Annotated in this window: 15 protein-coding genes; 2 read left to right on the top strand and 13 right to left on the bottom strand. The window is 35.3% G+C overall.

Annotated features, from left to right (window positions below):
- Window positions 1–88: 88 nt before the first annotated feature.
- Genes G3A47_RS20660 through mnmA form a run of 4 tightly spaced genes read right to left on the bottom strand, consistent with a single transcriptional unit; the run spans window position 89 to window position 4,304 of the window.
- Window positions 89–499 (bottom strand): hypothetical protein, encoded by a 411-nt coding sequence (locus G3A47_RS20660; RefSeq protein WP_166925866.1) that lies wholly within the window; start codon window positions 497–499, stop codon window positions 89–91.
- Between the two features lie 17 nt (window positions 500–516).
- Window positions 517–1,461: an NAD(P)H-dependent flavin oxidoreductase gene (locus G3A47_RS20655; RefSeq protein ID WP_166925864.1), complete on the bottom strand. Its 945-nt coding sequence runs from the start codon at window positions 1,459–1,461 to the stop codon at window positions 517–519.
- 12 nt (window positions 1,462–1,473) lie between these two features.
- Complete coding sequence (locus tag G3A47_RS20650; RefSeq protein WP_166925862.1) at window positions 1,474–3,072, bottom strand: S8 family serine peptidase; 1,599 nt, start codon at window positions 3,070–3,072, stop codon at window positions 1,474–1,476.
- A 44-nt stretch (window positions 3,073–3,116) separates the two neighbouring features.
- The gene (mnmA, locus tag G3A47_RS20645; RefSeq protein ID WP_166925859.1) at window positions 3,117–4,304 is read right to left on the bottom strand and encodes a tRNA 2-thiouridine(34) synthase MnmA; all 1,188 of its coding nucleotides are present in this window, start codon (window positions 4,302–4,304) and stop codon (window positions 3,117–3,119) included.
- A 144-nt stretch (window positions 4,305–4,448) separates the two neighbouring features.
- Here mnmA and G3A47_RS20640 point away from each other — a divergent pair, with 144 nt between their 5' ends.
- Window positions 4,449–6,326, top strand: a complete 1,878-nt coding sequence (locus G3A47_RS20640; protein ID WP_166925858.1) for a PEP/pyruvate-binding domain-containing protein — start codon at window positions 4,449–4,451, stop codon at window positions 6,324–6,326.
- 130 nt (window positions 6,327–6,456) lie between these two features.
- On the opposite strand, the gene G3A47_RS20635 is transcribed toward G3A47_RS20640, so the two are convergent.
- The 9 genes from G3A47_RS20635 to G3A47_RS20595 all read right to left on the bottom strand — a co-directional run bounded on the left by G3A47_RS20635 (window position 6,457) and on the right by G3A47_RS20595 (window position 17,796).
- Window positions 6,457–7,014: a DUF4956 domain-containing protein gene (locus G3A47_RS20635; RefSeq protein ID WP_166925856.1), complete on the bottom strand. Its 558-nt coding sequence runs from the start codon at window positions 7,012–7,014 to the stop codon at window positions 6,457–6,459.
- Window positions 7,015–7,128: 114 nt separating this feature from the next.
- Window positions 7,129–7,851 carry a toxin-antitoxin system YwqK family antitoxin gene (locus G3A47_RS20630; protein ID WP_306783661.1) on the bottom strand — a complete coding sequence of 241 codons (723 nt, stop codon included), beginning with the start codon at window positions 7,849–7,851 and terminating at the stop codon, window positions 7,129–7,131.
- Between the two features lie 91 nt (window positions 7,852–7,942).
- Entirely contained in the window at window positions 7,943–9,853 is a 1,911-nt protein-coding gene (gene yidC / locus G3A47_RS20625) for a membrane protein insertase YidC (protein WP_166925854.1), read from the bottom strand.
- Window positions 9,854–9,934: 81 nt separating this feature from the next.
- A complete protein-coding gene (locus tag G3A47_RS20620) occupies window positions 9,935–11,548 on the bottom strand; it encodes a CTP synthase (protein WP_166925852.1) in 1,614 nt (537 codons plus the stop codon).
- 223 nt (window positions 11,549–11,771) lie between these two features.
- Window positions 11,772–12,008, bottom strand: a complete 237-nt coding sequence (locus G3A47_RS20615) for a DUF3820 family protein (RefSeq protein ID WP_166925850.1) — start codon at window positions 12,006–12,008, stop codon at window positions 11,772–11,774.
- Between the two features lie 305 nt (window positions 12,009–12,313).
- On the bottom strand, window positions 12,314–14,242 hold the full coding sequence (nagB, locus tag G3A47_RS20610; RefSeq protein ID WP_166925848.1) for a glucosamine-6-phosphate deaminase: 1,929 nt from the start codon (window positions 14,240–14,242) through the stop codon (window positions 12,314–12,316).
- A gap of 27 nt (window positions 14,243–14,269) precedes the next feature.
- Window positions 14,270–15,649, bottom strand: coding sequence for a sugar MFS transporter (locus tag G3A47_RS20605; RefSeq protein ID WP_166925846.1), 1,380 nt, complete (start codon window positions 15,647–15,649; stop codon window positions 14,270–14,272).
- A 164-nt stretch (window positions 15,650–15,813) separates the two neighbouring features.
- Entirely contained in the window at window positions 15,814–16,695 is an 882-nt protein-coding gene (locus G3A47_RS20600) for a sugar phosphate nucleotidyltransferase (RefSeq protein WP_166925844.1), read from the bottom strand.
- Between the two features lie 9 nt (window positions 16,696–16,704).
- A complete protein-coding gene (locus G3A47_RS20595) occupies window positions 16,705–17,796 on the bottom strand; it encodes a mevalonate kinase family protein (protein ID WP_166925843.1) in 1,092 nt (363 codons plus the stop codon).
- Between the two features lie 233 nt (window positions 17,797–18,029).
- On the opposite strand from G3A47_RS20595, the gene G3A47_RS20590 reads away from it, so the two are divergent.
- Window positions 18,030–19,070 carry a LacI family DNA-binding transcriptional regulator gene (locus G3A47_RS20590; RefSeq protein ID WP_166925841.1) on the top strand — a complete coding sequence of 347 codons (1,041 nt, stop codon included), beginning with the start codon at window positions 18,030–18,032 and terminating at the stop codon, window positions 19,068–19,070.
- The last annotated feature ends 62 nt before the right edge of the window (window positions 19,071–19,132 follow it).

Genomic DNA, 19,132 nt, shown 5'->3' with positions numbered 1-19,132 from the left:
ACTGGAACAGAACGAATTCTATTCCAGTTTAATTATTTTAAAATATTAATCCAGTCAACCTTTTTCAGGACTACTCATATTTAAAATTTTAAACCGTAAAAATATTATAAACAATAATCTGATTATCGTAATTAATATAAAGTTGCTTTCGATAGTCTTGTTTTTTTCGGGTAATTATGGAAAGTTTACAATCGTTTCCATTGTTATCCTTACATAAGAAAGAATACACAATATCTGTGTCGTTTTCTTCACGTTCGATATAATTAATAATATTATACAACTGAATTTCCTGAGAATAAACTACAATTCGGTGTTTATCGGTATCGAGAATCACAGAAAGATTGACCAGATCAAGGTTGGACCATTCCCCCCATTTACCTCTTTCATTTTTTTCCAACACACTAAAACCTGATGTTTTAAAGCGATAAGACTGACTATAGGACTGCTGCAAGCCAAGTCCCAGAAAAAGGATTATGATGTAGGTGCGTAAAGTATTCATGATGTAATTTAGGGCTATTAGAACTCAAATTTAGCTTTTTCCTTGCTTGCAATTTCAAAATCGGCCATCATTTGTTGAATAATTTTTTCTACAGGTAAAATTTCATGAATAATTCCCGCAATTTGACCTATTTCTAGTTCCCCTTCTTCCAGATCTCCTTCAAACATTCCTTTTTTTGCTCTTGCTCTCCCTAAAAGTTGTACTAATTCTTCTTTTGATGGACATGTTTCATATAAGGTCTGAACGTCTTGGTAAAATTTATTTTTTATCAATCGTACCGGTGCCAGTTCTTTCAATGTTAAATGGGTGTCTCCTTCTTTCACATCCAAAATAGTTTGTTTGAAATTAGCATGAGAAGACGACTCTACAGAAGCAGCAAAGCGACTTCCAACCTGCACACCATCGGCGCCCAAAATCATGGCAGCCAGCATTCCTCTTCCGGTTGCAATACCTCCGGCAGCAATAATCGGGATCTGAATTTTTTCTTTCACCATAGGAATCAACGTCAGGGTTGTAGTTTCATCACGTCCGTTGTGTCCACCGGCCTCAAAGCCTTCCGCCACAATAGCGTCTACGCCAGCTTCTTGCGCTTTTAAAGCAAAAATACTACTACTCACCACATGAACTACTGTAATCCCTTTTTCTTTCAAAAATGAAGTCCAGGTTTTAGGATTCCCTGCCGAAGTAAAAATGATCTTTACGCCTTCTTCGACCACAATATTCATAATTTCCTCAATGTTTGGATACAACATTGGTATATTAACTCCAAAAGGTCTATCGGTTGCCTTTTTGCATTTCTGAATATGTTCGCGTAATACTTCCGGATACATAGAACCGGCACCAATAAGTCCTAAACCTCCTGCATTACTAACAGCACTTGCCAATTTGTAACCGCTGTTCCAAATCATTCCTCCTTGAATTATTGGATATTTTATTTTAAAAAGTTGTGTGATTTTATTCATTCAAAAATGCTGTTATTGTTTGATAATTTTTCCTGTTTTATGTAAACCTTCGGCATCAAAAGTATAAAAATAGAGTCCGCTTTTTAAGGTTTGTAAAGAAAGTGTTGAATTTTGATTTGTAATTTGTTTCTCCATAACTTTTTGCCCTAAAACAGAATAAATCGTTACTGAAGCTGCATTTTGATCGCTAAGAGCAAATGTAACGGTAGTCTGAACCGGATTTGGATACACAGAAAAAGAAGAGATCTGAAAATCATCAACTCCCAAAGTCGATGCAAAATTAGGAATTCCGTAACCATAGTTATTATTTGGGGTTGTATATCGATCTGAAGCTTCCAGAACCATTTGTCTGATTTCCTGATTCGTTTTGGAAGGGAAAGCCTGCCATAAACACGCAATCATTCCTGCCATAATCGGACAGGAAAATGAAGTCCCGTTAATTGTGCCAATAGCACCGGAAGGATCTGAAACAACAGCTGCCGTTCCTTGTGCCATAACTTCGGGCTTAATCCGATTATCAAAACTTGGTCCTATAGAACTAAAACTTGATTTAACCTTTGAAGCTGTAACGGCACCAACTGCAATAACAGAAACGGCATCTGCTGGTCCTCCAATATGCTGCTCTGAAGTATCTCCTTCATTTCCGGCTGAAGCAACTACAACAATTCCTTTACTAAAAGCAATTTCGGCACCACGGGAAATAAAATTCGTGGTTCCGTTCATATCACTATAGGTATGACTATAATTAGCATTATCAAAACCAAAATAACCTAATGATGTAGTAATGATATCAGCACCTAATTGATCCGCTTTTTCTGCTGCTTCGACCCAAAGTGATTCTTCAATCGGATTTTCTGAGGCATCGTTTTCGGTTATAAATAAATAATAAGAGGCATCAGGAGCTGTTCCTACAAGTGAGTTTTCTTTGTAGCCGCCCATAGTAGAAAGCACTTCTGTTCCGTGACTGTCTCCGGTATAAAAATTATCATTTCTGGTTACAAAATCGTACCCGCCGAGAATTCGGTTATTATTAATTAGATTCTGAAAGGGCTGAGCGGTATTTACTCCCGGAAAACCGGCATCCAGAACCGCTATTATTTTCCCCGATCCGGTATAATTCTGCTGGTGTAAAACCTGCCCATTCAACATCTGGATTTGATTTGCCGAATCACCGTAAGCGTAATTAATGGTAGTTTTTAACTTATCCTTTGTTTTATCTATTTTATTTACAACATCTATTTTTGAAGTTGTATTTAAAACCTTATTAGCAAAAACCACTTTATCAACGAAAGTAAAGTTTTTTAAAGCCCTAATATCGGTTTGAGTTCCCCTGATATGAAGGGCGTTTAACCATTTAGATTGTGCCATTACTGTAATTCCTGTGCTTTGTTTTACCTGAGTAACAAAGGTTGTTTCTACAGGAGCATCATTAGTACTTAAGGCAATATTCTGATTGGTTCGTCGATCTAATGCTCTTTGTGAAAGCATTTCCAGAGGGTTATCCAGATAGAACTGTGCATTGGGTTTTGCATTAAAATATACCCACGCATCTTCTTGCGCAAAAAGAGCAGAAGAAAGTAACAATAAAAAGAACAGGTAGTTTTGTTTCATAGTATACTTTTTTAAAGGTGAAACCTTCTTAAAAAAGTATAAAGCTAAGAAATTACTCCCGAACCAACTAATTCATTCTCAAAATACCAAGCCGTAAATTGACCTTCAGTGATAGCTGATTGAGCTTCATCAAAACGAACGTACATTCCCTCTTCAAATTGATACAATGTTGCTTTTTGCAAAGGTTGGCGATAGCGAATTCTAGCCATCACCTCCATAGTTTCTCCTACTTTTAAAGTCATATCTGTACGAATCCAGTGCACTTCAGACTTTTCTATAAACAAAGCTTTCTTAAACAAACCGGGGTGTTGGCTTGTTAAACCGGTATAGATCGTATTGGTTTCAACGTTAGTAGCGATAATAAATAACGGATCTGTTGTTCCGCCCACATTAAGCCCTTTTCTTTGTCCGACTGTAAAATAATGAGCACCCTGATGTTTACCCACTACTTTTCCCATAGTTGGCAAATAATTTAGTTTTTGAGCTTCTAATTTCAATTCTTCTTCTAAAGACAAACCTGTTGGTTTTTCGATCGTATAAATTGGATCATTTTTATCAATCTGGACAATTTTACCATCTTTTGGTTGCAGTTTTTGTTGCAAAAACTCAGGTAAACGTACTTTTCCAATAAAACATAATCCTTGAGAATCTTTTTTCTCAGCAGTTATCAAATCCATTTCGGCAGCAATTTCACGCACCTCCGGTTTGGTTAAAGCACCAATTGGAAACAATGATTTTGCTAATTGCTCTTGCGATAACTGACATAAAAAGTAGGATTGATCCTTGTTTGTATCCGCACCGGCTATTAATTGGTATACCGGCTTTCCGTCTACTTCAATTTCGCTTTTTTGGCAATAATGCCCCGTTGCCACATAATCGGCCCCAAGACTTAGTGCAATTTTCATGAAAACATCAAATTTGATTTCACGGTTGCAAAGTACATCAGGATTTGGTGTTCTTCCTTTTTCGTACTCGTTGAACATATAATCAACGATTTTTTCTTTGTATTCTTCGCTTAAATCAACGGTTTGAAACGGTATTCCAAGTTTTTCAGCTACCAACAAAGCATCATTGCTATCTTCTAACCAAGGACATTCATTAGAAATAGTTACCGAATCATCATGCCAATTTTTCATAAATAGGCCAATAACTTCGTACCCTTGCTGTTGCAGCAAATAAGCAGCAACACTAGAATCTACACCTCCAGAAAGTCCAACAACTACACGTTTCATTTTAACTCGTTTATATTTTTACAAGGGTGCAAAGGTAAGCCAAATTCCAGATAATTGCAGTTCTTTTGATTACTTTATATAATCCTACGGTAGATAAAACTTATTGCTTTTTTTAATTACTTTTAATCAACCAATTAAAACACCATGTCCAGACATTTTTGCAGCCTTATTTTCTTTCTTTTTTTTACGACTTTACATGCGCAAAGCTATACGTCAACATTAGAAAATTACCAAGCTTATAAAGCTTTTAAAGGAAAACCGTTATCTGATAAATTTTCGAATATCGAATCGGTAAAGGTTATTTATGATCTGGAGCGACAAAAAATGTATTATTTCAACAGTAGTCGCATCCGACTACATTATGATTTTGTTACGGACTATTTAGGGTATACCAAAGGCTTGGAGGTTTTTAATACTGATAATTACAGTAATACCGAAAAAGGAAGAGAGTATTTACTGGGAAATCTAAACCACATCAAAGGTACCAACAAATGGATTTTTGAACTGGCAGCTTCAGATTATATGCCTATTGCCGTAATAGAACGATTTTACCATCTGGTTGTTCAGTCTACTTTTATTGGTAAGGATTTAAAATTTTACCTGAACAACCCACAAAAACTGGAATGGTTTCAGGAAAATAAATTTAAAATTCCGTGCGTCAAATCCAACTTTATTTTTAACGAGCTTAGGTATCAGGAAGTGGTTTCGGGAAGTAATGTTGGAATTTTAAAACAATATAAAATCAAAGAATTAGCAACTACAACTCCTAATCCCGACGAAATTATTATTCTGGACGGAACTCCGGATGTTTTACCCAATGTTAGGGGCATTATTGTAAACGAATTACAAACTCCGTTGAGCCATTTGGTCTTGCTAGGCAAAAACAGAAAGATTCCGATTATGGCTTATACCACTGTTTTTAAGGATCCCAATATCACCAAATTAATGACCAAAAAAGTAGAGCTAAAGATTGCGATTGATACCTTTTACATCAAAGAATCTACTAAAAAAATAACTTCAAAGACACTCAAGAAAAAGAAAAAATTAATCGTTGACAATAGTGTCACTGATTTGGTTGACTTGGAAAAAATCCACAAAAAAGGAGTAAATTCTATTGGCTCAAAAGCGCAAAACATGTCTTATTTGATTGCTATTTCAAAAGAACTTTCGTTTAAAACACCGGAGAATGCACACGCCATACCGCTCTATTTCTATACCAGTCACATCTCAAAAAAATCAATTTCACCTTTAATACAGGAGCTTTTAAGCTATCCGAACAAGGATTCAATACAATGGATCAATAAACAACTGAAAAAAATACGAGATGCGATCAAGAAGGAGCCTATTAATCCTGAATTAATCGTCAAACTCGATCAAACCTTTAAAAATGCGTCTTTTAAAAATTTCAGATTCCGATCTTCAACAAATGCAGAAGACATGGATGACTTTAATGGTGCCGGACTATACGATTCAAAAACCGGAATTAAGGGCGATAGTATTAAAACTTTTGAAAAAGCCATCAAACAAGTGTGGGCAAGCACCTGGAATGAAGCTGCCTACATGGAGAGAGAACTTTTTGGAATAGATCAGCAAAGTATTGCTATGGGTGTTCTGGTACATCGTTCTTTTCCCGATGAACTGGCGAATGGCGTCATCATCACAAAAAATATTTTCAGAGAAAATTTTGCAGGAATTACAGTAAATGTACAAAAAGGAGAAAACTCGGTTGTAAAACCCGAAAAAGGAGAAGTTTGCGAACAGTTTGTAATCTATCATTTCAATACCGGAACCGGTACAGACGATTTTGATGTGGATTATACCTCTAACTCTAATTTAAACAACAACGACCCCTTACTGACCCGAAAAGAAATCAGCAACCTTTTTCTTGTCAGCAATAAAATTGAAACCAAAATGTATCGTTATTGGAGAAAAAATGCGTTCCACCCCGTAGATATTGAATTCAAAATTGTTGGAGAAAACAGGGATTTATACATCAAGCAGGTTCGACCGTTTAATGAGTAGCTAACTCAGGTTGTTGGTTGTAAATTGTGAGATGTGAAATGTGAGATGTAAAATGTGAGATGCAAGATCACTTCCAAACCAACATCTCACATTTCACATCTTACATCAAACAACTAACAACATAAATTAGTTAGTAAAAAACCAAAAGATCAATCTCGTTTATAACCGTATTAATGTTAATGATTTTAAAGTCAAAATTCTCAACATTAATTTTACCCTTGACCGATTCCCTAATATTCTGATTATCTAAAACAAAACCATCTTCCATAACAATTTTTAGTGTAACAGAATTCAGGTATTTAGATGCTTTTTTATTTACAATAACCGAAGCAATGATATAGAAACCAATAATAATCAGTTGAAAAAACAGCAAAATTTCTATTTTTTCATAGGGGTACATAATGTCTAAGATAGAAAGTGTTATCGTCGCAAAAAGAAAGATAATCGCATTTACAGTAAAAGACTGTGTTCTAAATCTCAGTATAGAAAAAATAGCAAATAACCCAAAACCAATCCCGACTCCTATTTCAATTTTGGTAAACAAGTAACAAAGTGAAAAAGTACAAAGTCCAACAATAACCATCAATGGATTTATGGTCTCATTATCTTTTCTGTTGGAAAAAAAATAAAGAATCAAAATTGAAAAAAACAACAATAAAAATCTTCCTGAAAGCTCGTTCAAATCCATTTAGCGTAGTATTAATAGATCAAATTTAATCAATTTATTCTTTCAGCATCTTATTTATTTCAGTCCTCAATTTTTATAAGCCAGGCGAATATCTTTAAAGAACTACGATAAATATTACTCCATTTTACGCTTTGCGTCGGACTGATAATTACTTTTCGGGTCACTCATATTCACTTCTTTTGTCAATTTTCCTTTTAGGTAAAACTTCCACATTCCGGCTTTTTTTCCTTTAAAAAATTTACCTTCAGAAGCCACTACTCCATCAGAATCATAGAAAACTGCATCTCCGTTATATTCGTTGTTCTTATAGGTACTTTTCTCTAAAATAATTCCATTTTGACCATATTTTTCATAAACCCCTTCCTTTTGACCATTCAGATACGTCATTTTTTCGGCTACTTTGGCATTTGGATAAAAAATAGCTCTGGGACCTTCCAGCTTTCCATTTTTATAATTTTCAGTAGTCATTACTACGTTCGAAGCTTTATGGTAATACTTCCATTCTCCTTCGTAATTTTTTCCAATTACTTTTCCTTCACTTACTTTATTTTTCTTTTGATCGTAAAAAATAGTGTAAGCAGTTCCGTCATTGGCACTAAAATCACGAGTTGCGACAACATCTCCTTTTTTAGTATCGTCAAAAAACTTAAAAATTCCTGTTTCTTTTCCGTGGCTAAATGTTCCTTCGTATCTCGGACGTTTAGAAACTTCATAAATCCCTTTCCACAGACCGTCTTTTTTACCGTTGGCATCCAGCTTGTTAAACTCGGTTTGAGCATTTATTGCAAAAACATTTACTAATGCCAGGGCACACACTATTTTTCTTAAAATCATCATTTATTTTTTTTAAACTTTAACGAAATTACATTTTATAAAGTATAGCATAGGTATAAAAAAATCCCGATAAATCGAGATTTTTTTAAAACACTTATTTCTTTTTATTCTGAGCTTTCGCAGCTTCCTGTTGCTCCATCATTTCCTGAAGACGTTGCTGAAATTTGCTTTGTTTTTTAGGCTCTTTCAATTTGTTCTCCTGAATCTGAGCATGAATTTTATCGCTATCAACAATATAATTCTTGATTACAAACATAATTCCAATTGTAATTAAGTTAGAGATAAAGTTATACAAACTCAATCCTGCACCATAACTGTTGAAGAAAATTAACATCATTAACGGAGAAACGTAAATCATGATTTTCATCATTTTAGCCATATCCGGCATACCTTCTTGTTGAGGAGCTGCCATTTGTTGATCTCCTGAAGTCATTTTCATGTAAAAGAAAATCGCAATTGCAGCCAAAATCGGAAACAAACTGATATGGTCTCCATACAACGGAATATTAAACGGCAATTTTGCAATTGAATCAAATGAAGATAAATCATCAGCCCAAAGGAAACCTTTTTGTCTTAACTCAAAAGCCGATGGGAAAAACTGGAATGAAGCATACATAAACGGCAACTGAATCAATGCCGGGATACAACCTGCCATTGGATTTACTCCTGCTTTATTGTATAATTTCATTGTTTCCTGTTGTTTCTTCATTGGGTCTTTTTTAAATTTTTCTCCCAATTCTGTAATCTCCGGACGTAATACTTTCATTTTCGCCTGAGACAGGAATGACTTATAGGTAATTGGCGACATGGCCAATTTGATAATAATTGTAAAAATAATAATCGCGATTCCTAATGACAATCCAATAGTTGAACTCAAGAATCCGAATAATGGAATAAAAATCAATCTGTTAATCCAACCAAAAATACCCCAACCTAATGGAATAATTTTCTGGAAGTTTTTATCATACGATTTCAAAATTTTATAATCTGCAGGTCCAAAATACCATTGCATTTTATAATCGATTTCACCATTTGAAAAAGCTAAAGGAACATTTGCTTTAAACTGTTTAGTGAAAACGGTATCAATTTTCTCATCGTTCACCAAATTAATTGATTCTAATTTAGATACTGAAAAAGGTTTATCAGTCACTAAAATAGAGGTAAAGAAATGTTGTTTGTAAGCAATAAAACTAACCTTTTCAACTGTTTCTTCTTCGTGTTTTCCTAAACCGGCGTAGTTTATTTTACCGTCTTCATGCTCATAATAAATTTCAGCATAACGGTTCTCATAAGAAACACTTTTTTCGTTTCTGTATGTTTTTAAATCCCATTGTAAATCTAATGGTTTAGCCGAATTTAAAACTTTGTTTAATCCTTGTGAACGAACATCAAAACCAACTAAATAATCATTTGGTTTTAAGATATATTTATACTCTAAAAATTCGTTAGCACCGGCTTTCAAACGCATTGTTAAAACCTGATCTGCTCCAACTTTAGCCAATGTTGGCTCAAAAAACAAATCTTTAGAATTTAAAGTTCTGTTATCTGCTGTTTGTAACTGAATGTTTAAATTAGAATTATTGTCTTTGATCAATTCAACTAATTGTTTTGAATCTTTTTTAAATCTTTCAAATCCTTTAAGAGTTGCTTCTACTATATAACCACCTTTATTAGCGATCTTTAGTTTTAACTTTTCGTTTTCAATTGTAGTAAAAGATTCTTTTGCAGAAGGAAGTGTTGCCGAGTAAGCAAAACCACCTAAAGTTTTTTGCAATTGTGCTAACTGAACTGTGTCACCCGGTGTTGCTGTTGCAACCGGCAGAGCCGTTGTTTTAGTTTTATCAGCCTTAGCCTGAGCTTCTTGTTTAGCCACTAATTCTTTCTTGGCTTTTTCAGCAGCAATTTCCTTATCAGAAGGTTGATTTTGGTACATAATCCAAATCAAAATTCCAAATATCAATACAAAACCAATGATTGAATTAAGGTCAAGTTTTTTTTCTTCCATTATAATTTAAAAAAGTTATTCGTTAAAGAGTGTTAGTCATGAGTAGCACTCAAAAGTTACATTCTTTTAGCTTATTCATTATTATTTTTTACGCGAATTTACTGCTGCAGCCACAAAGTTTACGAAAATCGGATGTGGGTTGGCTACTGTACTTTTATATTCCGGGTGGTATTGTACTCCAATAAAAAACGGATGATTTTCAAGTTCCACAATCTCTACTAAACCAGTATCCGGATTAACTCCTGAAGCAACTAAACCAGCTTTTTGCAATTCGTCAGCATACTTATTATTGTACTCATAACGGTGACGGTGACGCTCTGAAATCGTTTTTTGACCGTAAATTTTATACGCTAAAGTATCCGGTTTAATATCACATTTCCAGGCTCCCAAACGCATTGTTCCACCTTTATCTGTAATTGTTTTTTGCTCTTCCATTAAATCTACAACAGGATGTGCCGTTTTATCGTTCATCTCTGTCGAATTTGCTTCTTTATATCCTAAAATATTTCTTGAATATTCGATCACAGACATTTGCATTCCTAAACAAATTCCGAAAAACGGAATATTATTTTCACGTACGTAACGAACTGCTTCAATTTTTCCTTCAATACCTCTTTCTCCAAAGCCCGGAGCAACTAAAACTCCGTCAAGACCACTCAATTTCTCTACGATATTGTCCGCATTAATGTGCTCTGAGTGAATAGAAATTACATTAACTTTGGTTTCATTAGCAGCACCGGCATGAATGAACGCCTCTAAAATAGATTTGTAACAATCCTGCATTTCTACATATTTTCCAACCAAACCGATATTAACCGTATGTTTTGGATTTTTTAATCTGCGTAAAAAAGTATTCCAGGTTTTAAGATCCGGCAATGCTTTTTTAGGTAAATCTAATTTTTTCAAAGCCACTACATCTAATCCTTCTTCAAGCATCAAATTAGGAACTTCGTATATCGTTGAAGCATCAATTGACTGAATAACCGCTTCTTTCTTCACATTACAAAACAAAGCCAGTTTCTGACGTAATTCCTGAGACAATTCGTGCTCTGTTCTACAAACCAGGATATCTGCTTTGATACCGCTTTCCATTAACGTTTTTACCGAGTGTTGAGTCGGTTTTGTTTTTAACTCCCCTGCAGCAGCTAAAAATGGAACTAATGTTAAATGAATCACGATTCCGTTATTTTCACCTAATTCCCAAACCAACTGACGAACAGACTCTATATAAGGTAACGATTCGATATCACCAACGGTTCCACCAATTTCAGTAATCACAATATCATAATCACCGGATTTACCCAGTAATTGCATTCTGTCTTTGATTTCGTTGGTAATATGAGGAACAACCTGAACTGTTTTCCCTAAAAATTCTCCTCTTCTTTCTTTTTCGATAACCGAAAGATATACTCTTCCTGTAGTAACATTATTCGCCTGAGAAGTAGGAACATTAAGAAAACGCTCGTAATGACCTAAATCCAAATCCGTTTCAGCACCATCATCAGTCACATAACATTCCCCATGCTCATATGGATTTAACGTACCAGGATCCACATTTATATACGGATCAAATTTCTGAATTGTTGTACGATACCCTCTCCCTTGTAACAATTTTGCCAAAGATGCCGCGATAATTCCTTTTCCTAAAGATGAAGTCACACCACCTGTAACAAAAATATATTTTGTCTGATTCATTCTGTTGTTGTTTGTATTGTAGTTGTGTAAAAAACTTGGCAAAAGTACAAATTTAATTGGACATTTTATCAAATAGCCAGTGAGATAATTTGCAAATTTATAAACAGATCGTTTACTTCTTTCTTTAATCTTTAATTTTAGCCAGCAAACCAAGTTCTTTTTGAGTATTCTATTTATTCCTTTCTAATTTTATAGCAATAAGAAAACTAAACAAACATTTCTACTACTTTAAAGGCTTAGGATACTGCTTTTTAATATTTCGGATTAATTCTTCCAATCCGTTTAGTTTTAATTCGTAGATCAGTTGTAATTGCTGCCCTAATTCGCCTTTTGGAAATCCTTTATTGTGATACCAAACGACATAATATTCAGGTAAATCTATTAAGTAACGTCCTTCGTATTTCCCGAAAGGCATTTTGGTATGAGCAAGTTTTATGAGGAGTTTTTTATCTGATTCCATTTTTTAAGAAAAAAAAGCAAGAGAAAAGAACATAGACCTATTCTCTCTCTTGCTTCTATTGTAGCGCAAAGCTATTCTTATTTTTTTATTTTTTAGCCACAGATTAAAAGTTTTTCATGCTTTTTCTGCCACAGATTAAAAGATTTGCACAGATTTTTTTTTAGCCGCAAATTACACGAATTGGCACTAATTTCTTTTTTATAGAAATCACTCTAATCCTTTAATCTGTGGCAAAATTTCCGCACCAACTTTTCAAAAATCAATTCGTGGAAATTCGTGCAATTCGTGGCTAACTTTCTATCAAACTAGTAATGCCATCTCACGAAAGCTTCCATAGCCGCATAAGTCGCTAAACCTAATTGCTGATACAAAGCTGCTGTTTCGTGGTTTCTGTCTTCGGCTCTCTGCCAAAATTCTCTGGCATCAGTTCCCTGAAATACAACACCATCTTTTTGAGATTGGTGTTTGAAGATTCCATGACGTTTTGCCAAAACCTGATCCGGACTCATTGGCACTGCCATCTCCACTTCGTCGATTCCCCATTCTTGCCAAGCACCACGGTACAACCATAACCAACAGTCATCCATAAATGATTTTGGTTTTAAGGCTTTCACGGCTTCAAAAATAGCATCTAAACATACTTTATGGGTTCCGTGTGGATCTGCTAAGTCTCCTGCAGCATATATCTGATGTGGTTTAATTTTTTCAATTAAATCCATTGTCAGCTGAATGTCTTCTTTTCCGATTGGTTTTTTCTCGATTGTACCGGTTTCATAAAACGGAAGTTCCATAAAATGAATCTGGTCGTCTGTCAAACCAACGAAGTGACTTGTTGCTCTCGCCTCTCCTTTTCTGATTAGTCCTTTGATGTAACGAACTTCAGGGATGTCAATTTCACTGTTCTTTTTATTGCTTAAAAATGCAATTGCTTTTTCGTAAATCGCATCAGCTTCCGGGCTTTTGATTCCAAATTTCTCATTGTAATCGATTACGAATCTTGCAAAACGCAACGCTTCATCATCTGCCACTGCAATGTTTCCGGAAGTTTGGTACGCTACATGAACCTCATGTCCTTGCTCTTGCAAACGCATAAATGTTCCTCCCATACTGATAATATCATCATCCGGATGCGGGCTAAAAATCAATACACGTTTTTTAGTCGGTTCTGCTCTTTCAGGACGGTTAACATCATCTGCATTGGGTTTTCCTCCCGGCCATCCTGTAATGGTATTTTGTAATTTATTAAATATCTTAATGTTAATATCGTAAGCCGGACCTGAATCTGCCAATAAATCACTCATACCATTTTCGATATAATCGGCATCGGTAAGCATTAAAATTGGTTTTTTAAGATCTAATGCTAATCCTAAAACCGCTTTACGAATTAATTTATCACTCCAGATTACTTTTTCAACCAACCACGGTTTGTTGATTCGGGTTAATTTAGAAGAAGCTTCTTTGTCTAAAACAAAAACTGCGTTATTATGCTCCTGTAAAAAGGAAGCCGGAACGCGATTCGTAACTTCATCCTCTACTGATTTCTTTACAATATTTGATTTTCCTTCTCCCCAAGCCAATAAAATAACCTGTTTCGCTTCCATGATTTTTTTAACTCCAAGCGTGATTGCCGTTCTTGGTGTGTTGCTCAATCCAAAAAAATCTTTACTTGCTGCAACTCTGGTAATATGATCTAAAGCCACCAAACGTGTTTTAGAGTTTTGAAGCGAACCGGATTCATTAAAACCAATATGTCCGTTTCCTCCAATTCCAAGAATCTGCAAATCGATTCCGCCTAAAGCTTCAATTTTAGCTTCGTAATCATGGCAGTAATCCGCGATTTGCTCTTTGGTCAAAAGACCATCCGGAACGTGGTAGTTTTCAGGTAAAATATCGACATGGTCAAACAGCAATTCTTTCATAAAACGAACATAACTGTTGATAGAATTTGGTTCCATCGGATAATATTCATCCAAATTAAAACTGATTACGTTTTTGAAACTCAAACCTTCTTCTTTGTGAAGACGTACCAACTCTGCATACAATCCTTTTGGAGAAGAACCTGTTGCCAAACCTAGAATACAAGGTTTATTTTCTTTTTGTTTTGATTGAATTAAAGCTGCAATTTCCTGAGCAACCTCTTTAGAAGCTTCATTAGAATTTTCAAAAACTACCGTATTGATGTTTTCAAATCGTTTTTCGAAGCCTGTTGCTTTGTCTATTTTACTTTTTAACATGATATATCTATTTTTTTATTCCTGACTCTAAACCTTCCATCTTCTGTATTTATACCCTTTTACAGCATAAAAAAGAATCATTATATACGATGGCAATAACATTAAATAAGCAATCTGATTACCGCTTTTTGAAGTTAATTCCGTTCCGTTTTCAATATTTGATGTATTTACATACTCCACAATCATTCCATAAAACAATGGGAAAATGGCACCGCCAATAATCCCCATGATCAAAATTGCACTCGCAATTTTAGTATATCCTCCTAAATCCTGTAATGCCATTGGCCAGATTGCAGGCCAGCAAAGTGCATTGGCCAGACCCAGCATCGACACCAAAAGGATTACAACCGGTAAATTTGGAATTCCAGGCAACTGAATCATCAACTTTGGCGAGATCAGCACAATTGCTAAAACCAAAATTAAACCTAAAAGACCCGAAGCTTTTAAAGCCGTAACCTGCGAAAGATATTTTGGAATTAATGTAATTCCCAATACATACCCCACTACCATAAATGACATGGTGAATGATGTTAATTTCAAATAAAAGTTTCCTTCCTCGCCATAAACTCCTAATTGTTTTCCAAAACCTCCAATCGAATCACCGGCCAAAACTTCTGCGGATATGTAAAGCATCAAAGTTACAACTCCTAAAACCAATTGCGGGTATCTGAATGCGTTTTTTATTTGCTTAAAAACACTCAAATTTGTTACATTTCCTTCTTCATCCAAATCAATTTCCGGAAGCGGAGAAAACTTAACCAATAAGGCTAAAATCGTAATGATCAACCCCATATAAAGATAAGGTCTTTGTAATTGTAAAGCAAGAGCGTTTAAGGCTGTTGTTTTAGATGCTTCGTCCAGCAAGGCAATCTTGTCGGCAGTAAAGTCCTGCATGTTGGACAAAACTAAAGCCGTTAATACAAGTGGGGCCACAAATCCGGCCAGTTTGTTTGCAATTCCAAGCACACTAATTCTAGCCGCAGCACTCTCACGCGGACCAATAACAACCACATACGGATTTGCAGCAGTCTGCAAAACAGCTAAACCGGTTCCCATTACAAACAATGCAATCAAAAATAACAAAAAAGTACGGCTTGATGCAGCAGGATAGAACATAAACGCACCGGCAGCAATAATCATTAATCCTAAAGATATACCATTTTTATATCCTACTTTCTCGATAATCCAGGAGGATGGAACTGCCATAACAAAATAGGCAATATAAAAAGCAAAAGTCACAAAATAAGCTTGTGAAGAAGACAACTCACAGGCCAATTCGAAAAATGGAATTAAAGGTCCGTTAAGCCAGGTAACAAAACCCAGAATAAAAAACAACAAGGTTAAAATCACCATCGGAATAACCGGATTCCCTCTCTCTAAACGAACTGCATTTTCAATGTTTGACATACTATTTTTGGTTGATTGTTAAAAAGATTTTGGTTTCAAATCTAAAGTAGAATCAACACTAAATTACTTTTTGCGTTTTTAACGCAGGTTTTTTGCGTTTTTTTTGCAAGGCAAAAGTAATACAATAAGTTGGTCTTATTCCTAATTTAGATATGAAAATTGTGTTAATTTTTTGCTTCCCAATTTAGGTCAGGGTAATATTTTTGAAGGTATTCCTTTACGTCTGCAATATCTTCTTTTGCCGTTAAATCAGGTACATGCTCCGAAAATGCGATACCAACCGTTGTGCCGGGGTTTTCTTTTACGGAGTTTAAAAGTACAGTAGGCAATTCTTTCTCATCTCTCTCCGGATGAACCGGACAATTTTTAAGATGCGTATATAAGGTAGCTCCATTAAACTTAAAAGCATTCATACTCACTCTGATTTTTCCTTGCACATCTTTGTAATCTTCTAAAACATCGGCTGATGGTTTCTCCAAAATATCCAGCAATTGATTGTTCTGATCCAGTTTAGCGATTGCAAAACGCGAAATTCGCTCTAACGGAAACACCAAGGCATCACGATCGTAACTAATAAAAGCATTAGGACTTTCTGTTTCACGAAGTGCCAGTAATGCGGCAGCGGAATACAAATTATCACTGTTACAAACCGAATACTGCTGTGTATTTAATTCCGGATATTGCTCTACAGCCTGAAACAAAGCATCAGCTGTACCAAACGGTTTCTGTCTTCCTTCCGGAATATATTGCACTGCAAATGAGATATTGAGTCCGTGAAAATTATTGTTTTTCATTTCACTACCGTAAAACTCTTTAAACAAACCTCCCTGCTCTCCAATAATAATGTAAATATTTTGGTAACCTGCTTTTTTTGCATTCAACAAAAGGTAATCTAAGAGTGGTCTTCCACTGGCCCCTACTCCGATCAAACCTTTACTTCTTTCATTTGCCTGCGCTGTTTCTTCCGGAGATAAATTAGCAGAAATCGCTTCTTTTTTCATGCGGGAAGAAGCTCCTCCGGCAAGAATAACTAAATTGTTATGCATATTCTTTTTTTAAATTTCAATATTTTCTAAAATCCTTACGCCTGAATCTACATTTACCGCATAAGCTTCTTCTGCTCCGGCTTTCAAGATCGCTTCTATAACCGCATCCTCTACTTTAGGATCAGCAATAACAACAATACTTCCGCCACCGCCTGAACCGACAATTTTAGCTCCGTAAGCCCCTGCTTTAAGGGCAGCGTTTACCATATCGTCAATTCTTGGGACTGTAATTTTAAGTAAATCACGTAAAACAGCATGGTGATCATTCATTAAAGAACCAATTTTTTTAAGATCTAAAACCGGTTTTTCGAACTCTTTTAAGGCTTCTTTGGTATAATGGTAATTTTTAATAGCAGCTTCAAAAAACGGAATTAACCGATCCGGTAAACAATTTCTATATCGATCTACGTCTTCGATTTCTGACTTATGCAAATCAAAATTTGGAAAGTTTTGTTTTACGATATCAATAGACATTAAAGCATTTCCTTTTAAATCTCCAAGCAGACCAATTGTTTCTTTTGGAACCCCGGAAACTCCGGTGATCAAGCCTTTTAATTCTTGTCCTATAACTCTGTAAGAAAAAGGATCTTTGGTGTTGATATAAACAATATTCCCGACTCCAATGCTAAAGTGATCCATCATTCCGCCCGGCTCTCTGTGTTCCAACACTTCTGACTCGTATCCTATTTTCGAAATAAACTCAGGTGTAACCTCATCATTAACTCCGAAAGCGGCAATTAAAAAACGAATCCAGGCCATCAACAATGCCGATGAACTTGATGTTCCCGAATTGATTGGAATATCTCCTGTAATGGTGATATCGTAACCAACCGTTGGTATGCAACCGTATCTGCGCAACACCCTCAGTGAGGAAGCAAAATAATCACGAGGTTCTAAAGTTGCAAAAGCTGCATCTATGGCAATTATTCTAACTTCGTCGATATCAACCATATTAAGAACAAATGCATTTCTGTCATTTTGCTCTGCAGTTAAGCTTATTTTTCTATTGATGGCGCAGGCTATAACCGGTAGCCCTAAATAATCCTGATGGTCTCCAAAAAGACACGTTCTCCCCGGTGCTGATGCTATGATTCTTTTCACTTATGTACATGATATTAAAACACTGAATTTCATAAAAATACAATGTTATTTGATTATAAATTTCGCTCTGATTTTGGGTTTTGATTTTACGAAACTATAGATTATTTTTTGATTAAACAAGAAAAAATAGAAAAATGTGCTCGAACACACTAAAAAATGTTCTCGAGCACATTTTTATTTTTACTCAAAACTATATAATCAAATAATTAAATCAAATTTATATATTTGCTACTATGGATAAGAAATACACTATTAAGGATATTGCAAACATGGCCGGAGTTTCTAAAGGGACAGTCGACCGTGTCTTACACAATAGAGGAAAGGTCTCTCCTGCAGCTCTTGAAAAGATTAACGAAGTCTTGAAAGTAATAGATTACGAACCTAACCTGATTGCGAGGAATTTAAAAAACAATAAGATTTATCGCATCTGTGTATTATTGCCCGATCCTAAAATAGATCCTTATTGGCTTCCTTGCGTAAACGGGATTCAGGATGCTGTAAAAGAATACAAAGCTTACAATGTAAATATTTCCATTCATTATTTTAGTCCGGAAAGCAAAAAATCATTTATAGCCGCAAATGAAACCGTCCTTAACCTTTCGCCTGAAGCGGTTCTGATTGCACCCTTATTTCACAAAGAAACTTTAGAAGCCGTAAAACAATATGATGAATTAAACATCATGGTGAATACGTTTAATAATCAGGTCGAATCAGATACCATTAAAAGTTTCGTCGGACAGGATTTATACAAAAGCGGTCGCGTGGCAGCCAGTTTAATGAATTTGATCTTAGAAGATGGTCACATTGCAATTGTACATATTGACGAAAGTCTGAAAAATGCCGTGCACATGCAGGAGAAAGAAAAAGGCTTCAGAAATTATTTTGATGAAAAAAAACTGAACAACTTTTCTTTGACTACTTTAAAATTAAAACATGCGAATGTAGAAAGTAAGTTTTTAAATTTCACCAAAGAACATCCTAATCTAAAAGGAGTTTTTATTACCACATCAAAAGCCTACGAAATTGCCTCTATACTTGCGGCACAAAAAGATAAAAAAATAGCCCTTATCGGATATGATTTAGTCGAAAAAAATGTGAGCTTCTTAAATCAGGGACTGGTTCATTTTTTAATTCATCAAAATCAAAAAAGACAGGCTTATTTAGGCGTAAGCACTTTGGTGGAGCATTTCTTATACAGCAAAGAGATTCCGGAGACGGTATTGCTGCCAATTGATATTATTAATGTGGAGAATGCGGGGTTTTATGTTTCATAAGGCCTTTATCCAGATTTAACCGCAAGGTGCGCAAAGAGTTTTGTTTGTACTGAACGCAAAGT

Source organism: Flavobacterium poyangense (assembly GCF_011751075.1).
Lineage (GTDB): Bacteria > Bacteroidota > Bacteroidia > Flavobacteriales > Flavobacteriaceae > Flavobacterium > Flavobacterium poyangense.
Note: the sequence above shows the minus strand (reverse complement) of the source record. Positions and strands in the feature narration are given on the sequence as shown.